Raw genomic sequence first — 17499 nt, forward strand, 5'->3', positions numbered from 1 at the left:
TACCGTATTACACTAATGGGAGCATAATCATAAACCGGGTTCCTTCACCCTTCTTACTGTCAACCGAGATTGTGCCCCCATGGTTTTTGATGATGCGATAACTTACCGAAAGACCCAGTCCTGTCCCGCTCTCTTTAGTCGTGAAAAATGGATCGAACAGACGTACAAGCGTGTTGTGGTCCATACCCTGACCGTTATCCGTAATGGAAATCTGCACATACCTGTTCTCGGTCTCAGTGGAGATCCGTATGAGACCTGTATGCTCCTCGCCTACGCCCTCGATGGCATCCATTGCATTTTTCACCATATTCAGAATAACCTGCTTAATCTGTTTAACATCAATGGAGACGTTCATCGGCGAGTCTGCTTCATCTAGGGTAATCTCGCACCCTTTCATCAAGCCTTCGCTTTCCGTCAGTAAGACGACCTCTTTGAGTAAGGAATCCACCGATATAATGGTCTTCTGCGGTGCTGACGGTTTGGAGGAATTCAAAAATTCATAGATAATATCGTTCGCCCTGTCAATCTCCGTCAATATGATCCTGGCGTATTCATCTTTCCCCAATTGCAGCAAATGTGGGCGCAGCAGCTGTATAAACCCGCGGATCGCTGTCAAAGGGTTGCGAATTTCATGCGCGATGGATGCTGAAATGCGTCCCAGCATGGCAAGCTTGTCATTCTGATAAGCAGTCTGTTCTATTTGTTTATAATCCGATACGTCCTTGACACTGAATAAAAAATCTCCATCCATCTGATCTCCGTAGGTTACTGTGACCAGCCAGTGTCTGCCATACTCATCAATCAGTTCATGATAGCGCTTACGGTGGAAGATGGTCTCCCGGTAGATACGTAAAATTTTCTTTTTCTTGAATCGGCTCATCTGTGGATGATGCAGCATTTGCATCAGGGTGCAGCCGCTCAACAGACTTCGGGGAAGCTCCAACAATTTTGCCATTTGAACGTTAATAAACGTCAATACACCGTTGCTGTCAAACAACATAATACCACTATCCAAATGCTCCAGAACATTTTCATATTTGTTGTAATCCAGATGTACAGGCGGGAAACTGTTCGTTGGGTGAGGCACTGTATCCTGAAATTCACTAATCATGACAGGTTCCTCCTTTTCACGTAAATGATAAACTTGCCATTCGGACATCATATCATCACAGAAACAGGAAGGGCCGATTTATTTTTCATTACCGGTGCCCTTTCGTTGGGGGGCTGAGCCGAAAATATGGATGGCACGTCCGGAACCTTAGCTGGTCTATTCCCGGTAACCAACAATTGATCCGGAAAATAATATATGTTGTTTGTTCCATTCAAAACCTTCTCCTATTCCCAAACACGAACATTTCATTTGCTCCGCCTCTTTTGCAAGTCTGTTTTTATCATAGACAAGTTTATAGAAGAGAGTCAATCAGAGAAAGTGTCGAATGGAAATTATTTTAAGAAAAACCTCGAAATACCCTATTTTCAAAACACAAAAACGAAGCCTTTTCGCAAATATCGCGAATCAGCTTCGTTCATATCCAAATGATTACAGAACAATTTATACCATAGCATTCAAATTAATCTATAGTCCGCTTTTATTGTGCTGAATTTTAAGTCTGCGCTGGCTCATTACGGCTAATCGGCGTTTGAGTTCGCTCTCCCACTTCTCATCCTTCATTTCCTTAGCCAGTCTCAGGAGATCAAGTGACATGTCAATTTGTCGCTGAACAATGACCATCGCATCCTCGCTCTCGCGGTTGACGCAATTTTCGAAGATTGCATCCTCATCCTCCGTCACGTAATCCTGAAAATCAATCTCGGAAGCTCCGTCGCCATGCGCATATTCAGCCAAAATTTCATATTCATTTTCCACTTTGTAATGCACTTCCACCCGGTGGCATACCGGACAAAACAGCAGGGGAACATTATGAACCTGGGTGCGGTAATGCTTCAGCGTGCCCTTTGTTCCCACCATACTTGCCCCACAACAGTAACTCATTTTTGTTCACCCTCCTTATTACGTGCCGGGACCTTATATTTAGAAATGGTCTCCCTAGCACCTGCAGCTTTTCTGAAAAAGAAGTTTGTTCCATCAGTGTATCTCATTCATTACCATATTATCATGGTGATGGCCCGAAAATATTTACGGGGTTTCCATACCCTATTCGCCTCAAAGGCCTTCAATTCCTCTTTCGGGAGATGTAAAAACCTCTCATTCCTATAATACTTCATTAACACGTTTCTCGCCCTATCTAAACACCCTAATCGAACTTCCAAATAATATTTGGGAAAAAGGGTGCAAAAAGCCCTCAATCCCAAATGGGATGAGGGCTTGAACCACAAACGTTCAAGTTAATCAGGCTTACAGGTTGCTGTCGCCTGGTTTCCAGTTCATTGCACACAATCCGCCGGATTGCAGTGCTTGCAGTACGCGAAGTGTTTCTTCAACACTGCGGCCTACATCGTTGTGGTTAACCACTTGGTATTTCAATTCGCCTTCTGGATCGATGATGAACAGACCGCGCAATGCAACGCCTTCTTCTTCGATCAGAACGCCGTAATCTTTAGCCACTTGCTTCGTGATGTCGGAAGCCAGTGGGAAGTTCAATTGACCCAAGCCATTGCTGTCTTTAGGTGTATTGATCCAAGCTTTGTGGCTGTGTACGGAGTCAACGCTCACGCCAAGAATTTCAGTATCCAAAGCTTTGAATTGCTCGGAAGCATCGCTCAAAGCTGTAATTTCAGTTGGGCACACAAATGTGAAGTCCAAAGGATAAAAGAAGAATACGAGCCATTTGCCACGGTAATCGGACAATTTAACGGAACCAAAATCTTGTCCGTCTCCCGATACTGTTTCCATTGCGAAATCCGGTGCTGGTCTACCAACCAAACGTTCTGCCATAACTAAAAATTCCTCCTTTGGGATTATGTAAGCATCCGTATGGATTGCTCATCATCAAGAAAAGCGCGGACGCTTTTCCTGTTATTAAAATGGTTTGATACTTGATAACAAGTACAAGTAAAATGTTATCATCCGGACTTCTCAAAGTCAAGATTATAAACGTTATTTTTTTATAATAATTATAAATAAGAAATTTTCGTGCCAAAATATAAAGGAACAGCCCTCGATCTCTCCTATTGGAAAGCTAAGGGCTGCCCGATCATGATGTCTGAACTATGCCTGTTTACGGATCGCTGCAACGATCAGATCGCCCATTTCCGTAGTACTGATGGCTTTGCTCTTATCTACAGCAATATCGCTTGTACGGTGTCCTGCATTCAGCACTTCCGCTACAGCGGCTTCAATGGCATCCGCACCTTCAGCGTAACCAAAGGTTGTACGGAACATAAGTGCAACAGATAGAATCGTAGCAATTGGATTGGCCAATCCTTGACCAGCGATATCCGGTGCCGAACCGTGTACCGGCTCATACAGACCGAAGCTGCCTTCCCCCAGTGATGCAGAGGCCAGCATACCGATTGAACCTGTCAGCATTGCTGCTTCATCACTCAAGATATCTCCGAACATATTCTCCGTTACGATGACGTCGAAGCTGGCTGGACGACGCAGCAGCTGCATCGCACAGTTGTCAACAAGAACGTGCTCCACTACAACATCCGGATATTCCGGGGCTACCCGGTTAACCACTTCACGCCAGAGTCTGGATGTCTCCAGTACATTGGCTTTATCCACAGAAGCGAGTTTTTTGCGGCGTCCTTGAGCAATTTCGAATGCTTGACGAACTATCCGCTCCACTTCAGTTACATTATATACACAGGTATCCACAGCTTCTTGCCCCTGTGAGCCTTCACGTCTGAATTTTTCACCAAAGTAAATGCCTCCGGTCAGCTCCCGAACCACCATCAGGTCCGTGCCTTCCAGTACTTCAGGTTTCAATGTGGATGCATCCTTCAGGCAGTCAAACACAACGGCCGGGCGCAGGTTGGAGAACAATCCGAGCGCTTTGCGAATTCCCAGCAAGCCCGTTTCCGGACGGAGTTCCTTGCTGTTGTTGTCCCATTTTGGACCGCCAACGGCTCCAAGCAACACGGCATCTGCACTTTTGCATACGGTGAGTGTTTCCTCTGGAAGAGGTGTGCCTTTTTCATCGATCGCAATTCCGCCAAACAGTGCGTGCTCGGTTTCAAAACGATAACCGAATACTTCCTCCGTGCGTTTAAGTACTCTCTCTGCTTCCGCTACAACTTCCGGACCGATACCGTCACCTGCGATGACTGCAATTTTTTTTACGTCTGTCATGGGTTGTCCAACTCCTTCATTCATTCTCAATCGAACGTGTCATATTTAACTCTCTCTTTTGTATCATATTCAGTGGTCATTTGACCAAGATATACAATCTATGACTTTAATAGATTTTACCTATAAGAGGTTTGAGGTCTGTTGTTCTGCTCGTCAGACTGGAGTAAAATAATACGTGAAGTCAAATTCAGGTAACTCAGGAGGGATTGCGAATCATGCAATACACGTACTTGGGAAAATCAGGTCTTAAAGTAAGCCGGATTTGTCTCGGCACCATGAATTTTGGGCCTGCTACAGACGAAAAAGAAGCATTCCGTATCATGGATGCAGCACTCGATGCTGGCGTTAACTTTTTTGATACCGCTAACGTTTATGGTTGGGGTGAGAATTCCGGCCTTACCGAGGAAATTATCGGTCGCTGGTTCAGCCAGGGTGGCGGCAGACGTGAAAAAGTGGTGCTTGCGACCAAGGTGTATGGTTCCATGCATGATGAAACGGATGGTCCCAACAACGATGCCGGTCTCTCTGCCTATAAAATCAGACGTCACCTGGAAGGCTCCCTTCGCCGCTTGCAGACAGACCATGTAGAGCTATATCAAATGCATCATGTGGACCCGGCGGTTTCCTGGGACGAGCTATGGGGGGCATTCGAAAATGCTGTCCATCAAGGCAAAATTGGTTATGTCGGATCAAGCAACTTCGCTGCATGGCAGATTGCCATTGCTCAAAGCGAAGCCAAAAACCGCCATTTCCTCGGTTTGGTGTCCGAGCAGCATAAATACAGTCTTAACTGTCGTTTGCCTGAACTCGAAGTGCTGCCTGCAGCCAAAGAGCTGGGCCTTGGCGTGATTCCATGGAGCCCACTTGATGGTGGCTTGCTGGGTCGCAATGCACTTCAGAAGCTGGAAGGCACACGCAGCGGCGGCATCGCGGAACGCATTGAACATCATAAAACACAGCTTGAAGAATTTGCAGCACTGTGCCGCGATCTTGGTGAACCACAGGATACGATTGCTTTGGCTTGGGTTGCAGCCAATCCTGCAGTGACCGCACCAATCATCGGTCCCCGTACGCTGGAGCAGTTCGAAACTGCACTTAAATGTCTTGAAGTCACATTGGATGAAGCGGTGCTTAAACGTCTTGATGAGATATTCCCGGGTCCGGGTGGACATGCCCCCAACGCATATGCGTGGTAATCTGCTCTAATTGCAATTTTCTATATCCGTCCTAATTGATCAACATATATATCGTTCAAGCTATAGCAAAAAGTCTGACCTTAGATCCATACCTAGGGTCAGACTTTTTTAGCTTGCTCTACAAACATGCAGTGCAGTTCGAGTGCATTGGATGCCTGCTGAGACTGTTTACAGATTCACATTGACACGGTTGGTGTATGTTTTACGTTTCTCAATCAGCTGGTTCAGGCCATCCACATAAGCACGTGCACTTGCACCCAGAATATCAGTGCTTACACCGCGCCCTTGAACGGAAACCTGGTTCTGTGTCAATACAACATGCACTTCACCGAGTGCATCTTTACCATGTGTAACCGACTTGATGGAGTAATCGGACAGTGTAACCTCTTCCCCGCTCACCTTGTCAATCGCATTGTAAATGGCATCAACGGAACCATTACCTTCCGCTTGCTGTTCAACGGTGTTACCGTCAAGCGTGGCGATACGGACTTTGGCTGTCGGAGTCGATTCATCCCCATACGTCACGAAGATGGATTCCAGTTTGTACACCTCAGGTGCATCCTGCAATTTCTCTTCGATCACCGCGAGCAAATCCTCATCAGTGACTTCTTTTTTCTTATCCGCCAGATCTTTGAATTGGGCAAAAGCACGATTCAGTGCTTCTTCATCCAGTTCATAACCCAGCTCAATCAAGCGCTCACGGAACGCGTGGCGTCCAGAGTGTTTACCCAGTACGAGCTTGCTTTCCTTCAGACCGATGGTCTCTGGCGTCATGATCTCGTACGTTGTTTTTTCTTTCAGCATGCCATCCTGATGAATACCGGATTCATGTGCGAAAGCGTTCGCACCAACAATGGCTTTGTTTCCTGGAACAACCATTCCTGTCAAACGGCTAACAAGCCGGCTGGTACGTGCAATTTCCGAAAGCTGCAGAGAAGTTTTTGCCTGGAAGAATTCCTGACGTGTCTCCAGTGCCATGGCAATCTCTTCGATCGCCGTATTTCCTGCACGCTCACCGATTCCGTTAATCGTACCTTCGATCTGATCCGCACCATTCAGAATGGCAGCCAGTGTATTGGCAGTTGCCATACCCAGGTCATTGTGACAATGTGCACTCAGCTGCACTTTTTCAATACCATGAACATTCTCTTTGAGATGCTTGAAAATGCTACCGTACTCATAAGGACTCAGATAACCTACTGTATCCGGAATGTTAACTACCGAAGCACCTTCCTCTACGGCCATATTCACCATTTCAACGAGGAAGTCATACTCGGTACGGCCTGCATCTTCAAGAGAGAACTCAATTTTGGAAAATGACTTCTTCGCATAACGTATGGCAGAACGAGCCGTATCCAGCACCTGCGCTTTGTCCATGCGCAATTTATGTTGGCGGTGAATCGGTGAAGTTGCCAAAAATACGTGAATGCATGGGTCCTGTGCACCTTTGAGCGCTTCTCTAACCGCATCAATATCCTGCTCTCTGGAGCGGGACAAGCCAATAACCGTAATATTTTTAACCGCTTTCGCTACTGCATTTACCGCTGCCAGATCGCCTGGAGATGCTGCCGGAAACCCGGCTTCCATCCGGTCAATCCCAAGCCGCTCGAGCTGATGGGCAATTTCCACCTTTTCACGAGTGTTCAAATTGACTCCCGGGGATTGTTCTCCATCACGCAGCGTTGTGTCGAATACATAGATTTTACGCACGCCTCGCACCTCCTAGACTGTAATGTATATTTGCCTCTAAACCAGCAATAGCGGCACACGCATAAGCACGGCCGCTATTTCCGGTTAAAGCTGTAAAATTGCTTATCTTATAAGTGCAAATGGATTACTTCTTGATCCAGTGCATCATCTCACGCAATTGTCCGCCAACCACTTCGATTGGGTGTTCAGCTTCGTTGCGACGAGTTGCTGTCAGGAACGCACGACCGGATTGGTTTTCCAGGATGAAGTCACGTGCGAATTTACCTTGTTGGATATCGGAAAGGACTTCTTTCATCGCTTTCTTCGTATCTTCAGTTACAACGCGAGGTCCAGTTACATAGTCACCGTACTCGGCTGTGTTACTGATGGAATCGCGCATGCTTGCAAGTCCGCCTTCATACATCAGGTCAACGATCAGCTTCAATTCGTGCAGACACTCGAAGTACGCCATTTCAGGAGCATAACCAGCTTCTGTCAACGTTTCGAAACCAGCTTTTACCAGAGCACTTACACCGCCACACAGAACAGCTTGCTCACCGAACAGATCTGTTTCTGTTTCTTCGCGGAAGGATGTTTCGATAACGCCTGCACGTGTGCAGCCAATACCTTTTGCATATGCAAGACCGATGTCTTTTGCTTTACCTGTTGCATCCTGCTCGATCGCGATCAGGCCCGGTACACCGAATCCTTCCACGTAGGTACGACGTACCATGTGGCCAGGGGACTTAGGAGCTACCAGCAGAACATCGCTGTCTTTTGGAGCAACGATTTGACCGAAATGAACATTGAAACCGTGGGAGAAGAGCAATGCTGCGCCTTTTTTCAGGTTAGGTTCGATTTCGTTTTTGTATACAGAAGCTTGCGTTTCGTCAGGGAGCAAGATTTGAACCACATCTGCACGGCTAGTTGCTTCAGCCGGAGACAATACTTCAAATCCGTCATTTTTTGCAGTGTCAAACGATTTACCTTCACGAAGTCCGATGACTACATTCAAACCGCTATCACGCAAGTTTTGTGCTTGGGCGTGGCCCTGGCTACCGTAACCAATTACGGCAATCGTTTTTCCTTTCAATACGCTAAGCTCTGCATCCTGTTCATAATAAGTAGTTACTGGCATGTTTATAAGTCCTCCTTTGTATTGTAAAGAACCCTTCATTAATGAGCGGGTGTCTCAAGGGACCGGCATGCTGGCTGTTCCAGCAAATCAGGTCTGATCCGATCCGTTCAGACACCCGCCCTTTAGTGCGGGGGTGTAGCTCTCTTTTCAAGCGTTACATCACTAAAATGTTGAATTGCAGCAGATGCAGGATCACGATGTCATTCAAGGATCACCTGCAGTCTGTTGTACTGCTTCTTCTCGTATCCTTCGTTGCTTACCCGATATGCATATTAGACCATAGATTTAGATCTATTGGCAATTATACGTTTCCACGTACCAGTGCAGTTACTCCAGTCCGCGAGAGTTCGCGAATGCCATACGGCTTAAGCAGCTCGATCATGGCGTCGATTTTGTCGGTATCTCCAACAACCTGAACCATCAGACTACTTGGACCAATATCCACAACCGATGCACGGAACGTTTCAACCACTCCCATGATTTCAGGGCGTTCGGAAGGTTCTGCTTTTACTTTAATCAAAGCGAGTTCACGGGCAACCATCGGCTTGAGGCTGAAATCCACCACTTTGATTACGTCAATGATTTTATAGAGCTGTTTCTCAATCTGCTCCAGCGTTTTGTCGTCACCAATAGTGACAATGACCATACGGGACAAGCCCGCTTCTTCCGACTGACCTACCGTAATGCTCTCAATGTTGAACCCACGTCGACCGAACAACCCCGATACCCGCTGCAGGACGCCAGGCTGATCGTTGACCAAAATCGAAATCGTATGTCTAATCATTCCTCAGCATCCCCCATCAGCATTTGATCAATTGTTGCTCCTTGCGGAACCATTGGATATACATTTTCTTCTTTGCGAACAACAAATTCTACAACGACCGGTCCAGGTGTATCCAGTGCTTCCTGCCATGCCCGTTCAGCTTCTTCCTTGTTCGTGGCACGCAGTCCTTTTACACCATATGCTTCAGCCAGTTTTACAAAATCCGGGCTTCCTGCCAGATCGATGTGACTGTAACGGTTCTCGTAGATGATCTCCTGCCACTGGCGAACCATTCCAAGCACCTGGTTGTTAATGATGACAATCTTGACCGGGATATTGTTGATCGCGCAGATTGCCAGTTCTTGTGAACACATCTGCATTCCGCCATCGCCATTAATGGAGATGACCAGTCTATCCGGATTCGCCATCTGTGCACCAATTGCCGAAGGGAATCCAAAGCCCATTGTTCCGAGTCCGCCGGAGGTTACCCATGAGCGAGGTTGATTGAACTTGTAGTACTGCGCCGCCCACATCTGATGTTGACCAACGTCAGTAGTCACGATCGCCTCACCTTTGGTTGTATCATTCAACAACTCAACGACCCATTGTGGTTTCAACTCGTCTTCGGAATCCGTGTAGCTGTATGGTTTCTCTAGCTTCCACTGCTTGATCTGGTCTCTCCAGGCATCCGCACGCTCGGCACGCTGCACTTCCTTGTTGGCTATTTCGAGTACCGTCTTCACATCCCCAACGATTGGGATATCCGTCGCAATGTTTTTGCCAATTTCAGCTGGATCGATATCGATGTGCACGATTTTGGCATGTGGTGCAAAACCATCCAGTTTCCCTGTAACCCGATCATCAAAGCGAGCTCCGATGTTGATCAACAGATCCGCTTGTTGAATCGCCTGGTTGGACGTGTATGTTCCGTGCATACCCGGCATTCCGGTCCAAAGCTCATGTCCGCTTGGGAAAGCACCAAGTCCAAGAAGTGTCGTTGTGATTGGAATGCCTGTTTTCTCAACAAATTCGAACAGTGCTTCGTGTCCACCGGAGTAAACGACTCCGCCACCTGCAAGGATCATCGGACGCTCTGCTTCCTGAATGGCTTGAGCCAGTCGATCAACCTGAAGTTTGTTTGGCACTGTCCGAGGGTTGTAGCCTCTCAGCGTCACTGGTTCAGTAATCGGTTCAAACAAGGTTTTGTTGGCAGAAACATCCTTCGGAATATCGATTAACACCGGACCTTTACGCCCTGTATTAGCAATATGGAATGCTTCATGAATGACACGCGGCAAATCTTTAACGTCTTTTACCAGATAGCTGTGTTTGGTAATTGGCATTGTGATACCGGTGATATCCGCTTCCTGAAAAGCATCCGAACCAATCAGGCTGGAAATGACGTTCCCCGTAATGACTACGAGTGGTACGGAATCCATATATGCCGTTGCAATTCCGGTTACAAGATTCGTTGCTCCCGGACCGGAGGTTGCGATACAAACACCAACTTTGCCGCTCGCACGTGCATATCCGTCTGCTGCGTGAATCGCACCTTGTTCATGACGAGTCAGTACATGCTTGAAGTCCTCGAAACCGTACATCGCGTCGTAAATGTACAACACCGCTCCGCCCGGATAACCGAATACGCACTCGACACCTTCCAGCAACAAGCTTCTTAGCAGAATCTCAGAACCGCTAATGACCTCCGGCTTCATCCATTTTTCACGTAATTCATCTGTTGATCGTACTTCTGGAATTTGAGCTCCCATCAGTCATCCTCCTCTCGGAATTTACATCATTCTGACATTTGAAGTTACAAAAAAAACCTTTCATCCCTGCAAACAAGTTAATGCTTGCGAGGGACGAAAGGTTGTTGCTTCCGTGGTACCACCCAACTTTGTCCGAAATTTCGCAATAACGGACCTTACCAGGTACAAAAAACGATAGGTCAAACGGACATAGCCGTCTTCCATACCTGTTGTCTGTAACGCAGACATACGATTTTCCCTAATACGCGAGTGGAGTGACATCCAATGCTTTTCAGGAAAACAGCTCCGAGGTGAGCTCGTATATAAGGGATTATGGTGGTGGTTTCAGCAGATCCAGCCACTCTCTGAGCAAAAGAGCCCTTAAAACTTCGTCCTCTTCATAGCCGATTAAATATTCTCGTTAAATGTTAGGAACATTATATGATTCCTCCAACCGATAAGTCAATACCTGATTTGGATAATTTTTTTAAACGCCCTTTATCTCTCTACTACGCTACTTAACGTTACCCTATTCCCTTCACTTCATTCAGTCACCTTTTATCTTGCTCCAGGCATAGGATATACGAGCAGCACGACTAGTCTTGAAAGGAGGATCAGCATGGTGATTCGGCAACGCAATTCGAGGCTGGATGATGGCGCCATCATGAGTTTAATTGACTCGCAACTTGTTCCTCTATCCCATATGAGTACCAATGAAATCAACAAAATACGCAAAGACATACCCCTGCGTATGAACAGGGGCATGACCTTTGTTGTCTCACCGGACCCGAACAAAGAAGCTGTAGCATTTATACATTTCCTTATGCACGGCGAGTTGTTATATGTCGATATGATGGCAGTTGCTACAAAAGAACAGCGTAAAAGGTACGGTCAGACTTTGCTGCAAAAAGCCGAAAACTTCGCCGCTTCACGAGGCTGCAAAAGATCCAAAGTAATGGTCGACGAAGGCAATACAAAAGGGCTGCAGTTCTATCAAAAAAATGGATATAGTACCGTTCGTTATATTATGGTAAGCCGCTGTTACGAAATGGAAAAGAGTATTTAGGTTCTCCTAGAAAAATCCTGGTGGACGCGGTCCATACGGTCCGAACCCGGGTCCCGGACCATAGCCTGGACCATATCCGGGGCCGGGTTTTGGTCCAGGTCCGTAGCCTGGTCCATACCCAGGACCTCCATAGCCAGGACCCCCATAGCCCGGTCCCGGGCCGTAAGCGTAAGGCAATGTGGCGATTGCAAGCAAATCAAACAAAACCAGTGGAAGAATGGCTTTTGTACGCACTTTTTTGCCATTCACACGCTTTAGCACTAATTTATTGCCGGATACTTTCAACAGCTTCCCCGTAACCCGAGTGCCGTCTTTTTTCACCGCAACGATATTTTTGCCCACGAATTTCAACGCTTCACGACGCGTAACATGTTGTTTCATACTTTCCCCTCCTCCTCGGATCATTCAAAACAGTGTATTCGTCCATCACTTGCTTCGCCTGTTTCTTTGTCCCTACTTGAAAATATGGGTCTCTACCCTGACACAGTGGAAACGTATGAATTGCTATTTGCATAACAAAAAAGAGCCCGCACAAAAGCGGACCCTTTCTCTGATAAAACTTATTATATCGTTTAATGAATTGCTTACGTCTACCTTTTCCCCGGATCATACGGTTCACCGAGTGCAGACGGAGCTGACGAACGTCCGACTGCCGCGATAAGAACAATAATCGTGAGCAGGTATGGCAGCATATAAATAATTTCCTGGGGAATACTTTGAGACCATTCGAACAGCTGCACATAGTTTCGAATTGCTTGTGAGAACCCGAAAAATACAGCAGCACCAAATGCTCCGATTGGATTCCATTTACCAAAAATCATCGCTGCGATCGCAATGTATCCTTGACCAGAAACCGTATTATGCGAAAAGGTGCCTGTTGTAGTCAGTGTAATTGCGGCACCACCAACAGCCGCAAGGGCACCACTGATCATTACGCCAACATAACGATAGCGACGTACTTTAACACCTACAGTATCAGCCGCACTCGGATGTTCACCCACAGAGCGCAGGCGGAGTCCAAATGGCGTTTTGAACAGAACGTAATACGTCAGGAATACTAGAATAATCGCCAGGTATGTTGTCGGATAAACGTTCTTGAACAACGCTTCTCCAATCAAAGGAATATCCTTCAAAAGTGGAACATCAAATTTATTGAAGCCCTGCACCAAAGGTGAGTCCCCGGATCCTTCAAACAACAACTTAACCAAGTATAGCGTACTTCCTGCTGCCAGGAAGTTAATGACGATACCACTGATAATCTGGTCAGCTTTAAACGTAATTGACGCAACAGCGTGAATCAGGGATACGAGTACACCCAATGCAACGGCAACCAATACACCCATCCAGGCAGACGTTGTTCCACCCATTCCTGCTTCTTGGGCATAGTGCGCCCCAATCCCGGCTGCAAACGCGCCAAAGACCATAAAACCTTCAAGTCCCAGGTTGGTTACACCGGATTTTTCAGAGAATATCCCTCCAAGGGAAGCAAAAATCAATGCCGTAGCAAAGACAAGCGTCGTATTGATAATTTGCCCAATTGTCAACAAGTCCATCTACAACACCTTCTCTTTCTTGCGCTTGGAATAGAACGGTTTAAGTACCCAGCGCACGATGCCTTGTGCCGCAATGAAGAAGATAATCGAACCGATTACAATTCGAATAATCTCTGGCGGTACATCTGCAGCAAAGCTCATACCCGCAGATCCATAGGTAAGCGTACCGAACAACAACGCTCCCAGAAGCACACCAAACGGATGGTTCAAACCAATCAAGGCAACGGCAATCCCGTCAAAACCTGTCCCTGGAGATCCCGACATGACTGTTTGATACTGGAATACGCCCAGTACCTGGAAAGCTCCACCAAGACCCGCAAGCATACCACTGATGAACATGGCTTTTACGATGTTGCGATTAACATGCATCCCTGCATATTCAGCCGCATTCGGGTTATAACCTACAGCACGAATTTCATACCCTTGTTTTGTTTTCCACATATAGATATAAAAGAGCACCGCCATAACCAGGGCAATCAATGTGCCCAGATGGACACGGGAGTTGCCCATGAGTTCGGATAACCAGGTCAAACTGATCGAAGCAGACTCACTGATATCTACCGAACGGTTCTCCCCTTGAAGCAGCAAAAACTGCCGTACAATCAAATTGGCCAGATAGAGACCAATCCAGTTCAGCATGATACTGCTGATAACTTCATTTACGCCTCGAGCGGCCTTCAGATAACCGGCAATCGCTGCCCAGAGACCACCGAATACCGCGCCGGCAATCAGTGCCAGTGGAGCATGAATGTAGATCGGAAGACCTGCGAATTTAACCCCAACAAATGTAGCCGCAGTCATACCAACGAGAAATTGTCCTTCCCCACCGATATTAAACAGTCCTGCACGGGACGCAAATGCAAACGCGAGACCCGTCATAATGAGCGGAGTCATCTCACGTACTGCTTCTCCGAAGTTGTACATGTCACCAAAGACTTTCTTAAATAAAGCGCCATATGCCTCAATTGGGTTGTATCCCCCAATAAGCATAACGATACCGCCAAGAATCAATCCCATAAGGATCGCAACGATAGGCAGAATAAAGGAATCACGGGTAAACCATTTCAATACTTTACTCATGTACAGTACCTCTCTTTTGGGTGCTACCCGCCATCATCAAGCCGAGCTCCCTGTCATTCGTTTCTTCCGGCAGCACTTCACCGACAATCTGGCCTTCATAAATGACAGCAATGCGGTCCGAAACGTTAATAATTTCATCGAGCTCGAAGGAAATCAGCAATACCGCTTTTCCCTGGTCACGCTGAGCAATCAACTGTTTCTGGACAAACTCAATAGCACCTACGTCCAAACCACGTGTTGGCTGAGCGGCAATAAGCAGCTCCGGGTTCTTATCGACTTCCCTCGCGATGATCGCCTTCTGCTGGTTCCCCCCTGAAAGGGAACGTGCTTTGGTTTCAATGCTAGGAGTCCGTACGTCAAAAGCCTCAACCAGACGCTTCGCCTGCTTTTTGATTGCATCGAAATTCAGGAAGCCTCTGCGCGTATACGGAGATTTGTAGTAAGATTCCAGAACGATATTTTCACTGACCGAGAAATCCAACACCAATCCGTGCTTATGTCGGTCTTCCGGAATATGACCAACTCCCGATTCCGAAATATGACGCGGTGAGTGGTTGGACAATTCTTTTCCTTGCAAACGGATCGATCCGCTATCCACTTTGCGCAATCCTGTCAGAGCCTCAATCAACTCACTCTGTCCGTTACCATCAACACCAGCGATGCCCAGAATTTCGCCTGCACGAACATTCAGATTCAGTTCATTCAGAACAGAAATTCCCTCTTTGTTTTTGCTGGTCAATTTGCTGACTTCAAGGACGTTTGCACCAGGCGTTGCCGGCTTTTTGTCCACTTTAAATGTGACATTACGGCCAACCATCTTTTCAGCAAGCTCGTTGGGATTGGTTTCCGATGTCTTTACAGAGTCGATGACTTTCCCTCGGCGAATAATCGTGACCGTATCCGAGATCTCCATAATTTCTTTCAACTTATGTGTGATCAGGATAATGGATTTGCCCTCTGCCACGAGTTTTTTCATGATGACCATCAGTTCCTTGATCTCCTGAGGAGTCAGAACTGCCGTTGGTTCATCAAAGATAAGGATATCAGCGCCGCGGTACAATGTTTTTACGATTTCAACGCGCTGCTGCATACCGACTGAAATGTCATGAATTTTGGCATGCGGATTCACTTTGAGTCCATATTGTTCGGATAAACGCTGCACTTCAGCAGCCGCTTTTTTATAGTTAATATTGAGACCTTTTGTTGGTTCAGATCCCAAAATAATGTTCTCTGTTACCGTGAACGGCTGAACAAGCTTAAAGTGCTGATGCACCATGCCGATCCCAAGCTCGATGGCTTTGTTCGGGCTATCGATCATGACAGGCTTGCCATTCACTTCAATGGAACCTTCATCTGGCTGATAGAGACCAAATACAATATTCATCAACGTTGACTTACCAGCGCCGTTTTCGCCCAGTAGAGCATGGATCTCGCCTTTACGAAGCTGAAGGCTGATAGCGTCGTTGGCAACAATGCCTGGAAAACGCTTCGTGATTTGTTTTAACTCAACGACGGGGGTTGCTGCACCCATGTAATCACCCTTATAACTGATATAGTTTGGTTCCGCAAACGTAAGAAAAACGTCTATCGACGTATGTTCAAGGGAAAAAACCGCTTTTGTTGCGGTCACTTTCCTTCTCTTGAGATTATCGAATCCATCCAGCACAGCTGAAATGTATACATTCCATAATCTTAAGAAAAGCTCCTTCCGGAGCGTTATTGCTAAAACATTGATTCTGCATTTGGATGGATTCCAGCAGCATCTTGTTAACTAGGTACATATGTTATGATGGCTTGAGCAAATTTTCCTGTCTTGACAATCATAAGGCCGGTCAAGACCGGCCTCGTGATTATTCAATTCGCGGTCGAAGCAATTACTCTGTAGGTACTTTGATTTCGCCGCTGATGATTTTTTCTTTGTATTCGTCAACTTTAGCAAGGATGTCAGCAGAAACATTTTTTGTAGAAGTATCAGCAATACCTACACCGTTCTCTTTCAGAGTCAGGTTTTCAGAACCGCCAGCAAATGTGCCGTCGATAACTTCTTGGTTTACTTTCTTAACTGCTTCGTCAACTTTTTTGATCATGGAAGTCAGTGTAACATCATCACCGAACTCCAGAGATTGGTCTTTATCCACACCGATTACCCAAACATCTTGTCCTTGTTTTTTGCGGGCAATGGCTTCGTTGAACACACCGTTACCTGTAGCACCGGAAGAGTGGAAAATGATGTCCGCGCCTTGGTTGTAGATTGTAGCTGCAGCTGCTTTACCAAGGTCTGGTTTGTCAAATGCGCCTGTATAGTTGGAGATCAATTCAGCATCAGGGTTAACTGCTTTAACCCCTTCTCTGAAACCAACTTCAAATTTCTTGATCAGTGGGCTGTCCATACCGCCAACAAAACCGATTTTGTTCGTTTTTGTTGTCAGACCGGCAACAACGCCAACCAGGAAGGAACCTTGCTCTTCAGCAAATGTAACGGATTTAACGTTAGGAGAATCTACAACACTGTCGATGATCGCCAGTTTGGATTCAGGGTTTTGGTCAGCAACCGTTTTGATTGCGTCAGCCAATTGGAAACCGATACCCCAAGTCAGGTCATATCCACCTTTAACGAATTCGTTCAGGTTAGGAATGTACTCTTCATCGGATTTACTTTGCAGGTATTTAACTGCTGTACCTGTTTCAGTTTCAGTTGCTTGCAGAGCTTCCCAAGCGGATTGGTTAAAGGATTTGTCGTTAACGCCACCTACGTCAGTAACCATACCGATCTGCAAATCGGATTTCGCTTCAGTGGATTCGCCACCTGTTGTTCCACCGGCATTTGTTTCTTCCTTCGGTTTGCTTCCGCAACCTGCGAGCATTACCGATACTGCCAGCAACATGACCAAAGACAAGCTGAGCATCTTTTTCATTTCTCTTGTTCCCCCTTAATGATATATACCTAATTCCTACCCAGGTCGATATTGAACGATGAACAGATGTCTGATATGACTTTTATGCGGAATGTA

At 46.5% G+C, this 17499-nt stretch carries 15 protein-coding genes; 2 read left to right on the forward strand and 13 right to left on the reverse strand.

Annotated elements, in window-relative coordinates; all coding sequences use genetic code 11:
* Positions 1–7 precede the first annotated feature (7 nt).
* The 4 genes from AC3WQ3_RS15570 to leuB all read right to left on the reverse strand — a co-directional run bounded on the left by AC3WQ3_RS15570 (position 8) and on the right by leuB (position 4255).
* Positions 8–1111 carry an ATP-binding protein gene (locus AC3WQ3_RS15570; RefSeq protein ID WP_154895879.1) on the reverse strand — a complete coding sequence of 368 codons (1104 nt, stop codon included), beginning with the start codon at positions 1109–1111 and terminating at the stop codon, positions 8–10.
* 465 nt (positions 1112–1576) lie between these two features.
* Positions 1577–1993: a hypothetical protein gene (locus AC3WQ3_RS15575; protein ID WP_024628323.1), complete on the reverse strand. Its 417-nt coding sequence runs from the start codon at positions 1991–1993 to the stop codon at positions 1577–1579.
* 363 nt (positions 1994–2356) lie between these two features.
* On the reverse strand, positions 2357–2896 hold the full coding sequence (locus AC3WQ3_RS15580; protein WP_062320195.1) for a peroxiredoxin: 540 nt from the start codon (positions 2894–2896) through the stop codon (positions 2357–2359).
* A gap of 273 nt (positions 2897–3169) precedes the next feature.
* Positions 3170–4255, reverse strand: coding sequence for a 3-isopropylmalate dehydrogenase (gene leuB, locus AC3WQ3_RS15585; RefSeq protein WP_492472706.1), 1086 nt, complete (start codon positions 4253–4255; stop codon positions 3170–3172).
* A gap of 215 nt (positions 4256–4470) precedes the next feature.
* Between leuB and AC3WQ3_RS15590 the strand changes: the two genes are divergently transcribed.
* Complete coding sequence (locus tag AC3WQ3_RS15590; protein WP_193722146.1) at positions 4471–5451, forward strand: aldo/keto reductase; 981 nt, start codon at positions 4471–4473, stop codon at positions 5449–5451.
* A 168-nt stretch (positions 5452–5619) separates the two neighbouring features.
* Here the strand turns inward: AC3WQ3_RS15590 and AC3WQ3_RS15595 are convergent, their stop codons facing one another.
* The 4 genes from AC3WQ3_RS15595 to ilvB all read right to left on the reverse strand — a co-directional run bounded on the left by AC3WQ3_RS15595 (position 5620) and on the right by ilvB (position 10810).
* Positions 5620–7161 (reverse strand): 2-isopropylmalate synthase, encoded by a 1542-nt coding sequence (locus tag AC3WQ3_RS15595; RefSeq protein WP_492472707.1) that lies wholly within the window; start codon positions 7159–7161, stop codon positions 5620–5622.
* Between the two features lie 124 nt (positions 7162–7285).
* Positions 7286–8278: a ketol-acid reductoisomerase gene (ilvC, locus tag AC3WQ3_RS15600; protein ID WP_095288327.1), complete on the reverse strand. Its 993-nt coding sequence runs from the start codon at positions 8276–8278 to the stop codon at positions 7286–7288.
* 301 nt (positions 8279–8579) lie between these two features.
* Entirely contained in the window at positions 8580–9062 is a 483-nt protein-coding gene (gene ilvN / locus AC3WQ3_RS15605; protein ID WP_095288328.1) for an acetolactate synthase small subunit, read from the reverse strand.
* A complete protein-coding gene (ilvB, locus tag AC3WQ3_RS15610) occupies positions 9059–10810 on the reverse strand; it encodes a biosynthetic-type acetolactate synthase large subunit (protein ID WP_336779343.1) in 1752 nt (583 codons plus the stop codon). Before ilvB ends, ilvN begins: the two co-directional genes overlap by 4 nt.
* A gap of 601 nt (positions 10811–11411) precedes the next feature.
* Here ilvB and AC3WQ3_RS15615 point away from each other — a divergent pair.
* On the forward strand, positions 11412–11855 hold the full coding sequence (locus AC3WQ3_RS15615) for a GNAT family N-acetyltransferase (protein WP_492472790.1): 444 nt from the start codon (positions 11412–11414) through the stop codon (positions 11853–11855).
* Positions 11856–11861: 6 nt separating this feature from the next.
* Here the strand turns inward: AC3WQ3_RS15615 and AC3WQ3_RS15620 are convergent, their stop codons facing one another.
* The 5 genes from AC3WQ3_RS15620 to AC3WQ3_RS15640 all read right to left on the reverse strand — a co-directional run bounded on the left by AC3WQ3_RS15620 (position 11862) and on the right by AC3WQ3_RS15640 (position 17403).
* Entirely contained in the window at positions 11862–12236 is a 375-nt protein-coding gene (locus AC3WQ3_RS15620) for a hypothetical protein (protein ID WP_127539345.1), read from the reverse strand.
* 209 nt (positions 12237–12445) lie between these two features.
* Entirely contained in the window at positions 12446–13408 is a 963-nt protein-coding gene (locus AC3WQ3_RS15625; RefSeq protein WP_127539344.1) for an ABC transporter permease, read from the reverse strand.
* The gene (locus AC3WQ3_RS15630) at positions 13409–14488 is read right to left on the reverse strand and encodes an ABC transporter permease (protein ID WP_110821115.1); all 1080 of its coding nucleotides are present in this window, start codon (positions 14486–14488) and stop codon (positions 13409–13411) included.
* Entirely contained in the window at positions 14481–16019 is a 1539-nt protein-coding gene (locus AC3WQ3_RS15635; protein WP_492472791.1) for an ABC transporter ATP-binding protein, read from the reverse strand. Before AC3WQ3_RS15635 ends, AC3WQ3_RS15630 begins: the two co-directional genes overlap by 8 nt.
* Positions 16020–16362: 343 nt before the next feature.
* On the reverse strand, positions 16363–17403 hold the full coding sequence (locus AC3WQ3_RS15640; RefSeq protein ID WP_095288334.1) for a BMP family lipoprotein: 1041 nt from the start codon (positions 17401–17403) through the stop codon (positions 16363–16365).
* Positions 17404–17499 lie beyond the last annotated feature (96 nt).

It is taken from the genome of Paenibacillus sp. FW104-T2 (assembly GCF_058789975.1).

Bases quoted from the DNA above. Each gene is read 5' to 3' on its own strand.
- AC3WQ3_RS15570 (WP_154895879.1), bottom strand. From the start codon at position 1,111: ATGATTAGTGAATTTCAGGATACAGTGCCTCACCCAACGAACAGTTTC.
- AC3WQ3_RS15575 (WP_024628323.1), bottom strand. From the start codon at position 1,993: ATGAGTTACTGTTGTGGGGCAAGTATGGTGGGAACAAAGGGCACGCTG.
- AC3WQ3_RS15580 (WP_062320195.1), bottom strand. From the start codon at position 2,896: ATGGCAGAACGTTTGGTTGGTAGACCAGCACCGGATTTCGCAATGGAA.
- leuB (WP_492472706.1), bottom strand. From the start codon at position 4,255: ATGACAGACGTAAAAAAAATTGCAGTCATCGCAGGTGACGGTATCGGT.
- AC3WQ3_RS15590 (WP_193722146.1), top strand. From the start codon at position 4,471: ATGCAATACACGTACTTGGGAAAATCAGGTCTTAAAGTAAGCCGGATT.
- ilvC (WP_095288327.1), bottom strand. From the start codon at position 8,278: ATGCCAGTAACTACTTATTATGAACAGGATGCAGAGCTTAGCGTATTG.
- ilvN (WP_095288328.1), bottom strand. From the start codon at position 9,062: ATGATTAGACATACGATTTCGATTTTGGTCAACGATCAGCCTGGCGTC.
- ilvB (WP_336779343.1), bottom strand. From the start codon at position 10,810: ATGGGAGCTCAAATTCCAGAAGTACGATCAACAGATGAATTACGTGAA.
- AC3WQ3_RS15620 (WP_127539345.1), bottom strand. From the start codon at position 12,236: ATGAAACAACATGTTACGCGTCGTGAAGCGTTGAAATTCGTGGGCAAA.
- AC3WQ3_RS15625 (WP_127539344.1), bottom strand. From the start codon at position 13,408: ATGGACTTGTTGACAATTGGGCAAATTATCAATACGACGCTTGTCTTT.
- AC3WQ3_RS15630 (WP_110821115.1), bottom strand. From the start codon at position 14,488: ATGAGTAAAGTATTGAAATGGTTTACCCGTGATTCCTTTATTCTGCCT.
- AC3WQ3_RS15635 (WP_492472791.1), bottom strand. From the start codon at position 16,019: ATGGGTGCAGCAACCCCCGTCGTTGAGTTAAAACAAATCACGAAGCGT.
- AC3WQ3_RS15640 (WP_095288334.1), bottom strand. From the start codon at position 17,403: ATGAAAAAGATGCTCAGCTTGTCTTTGGTCATGTTGCTGGCAGTATCG.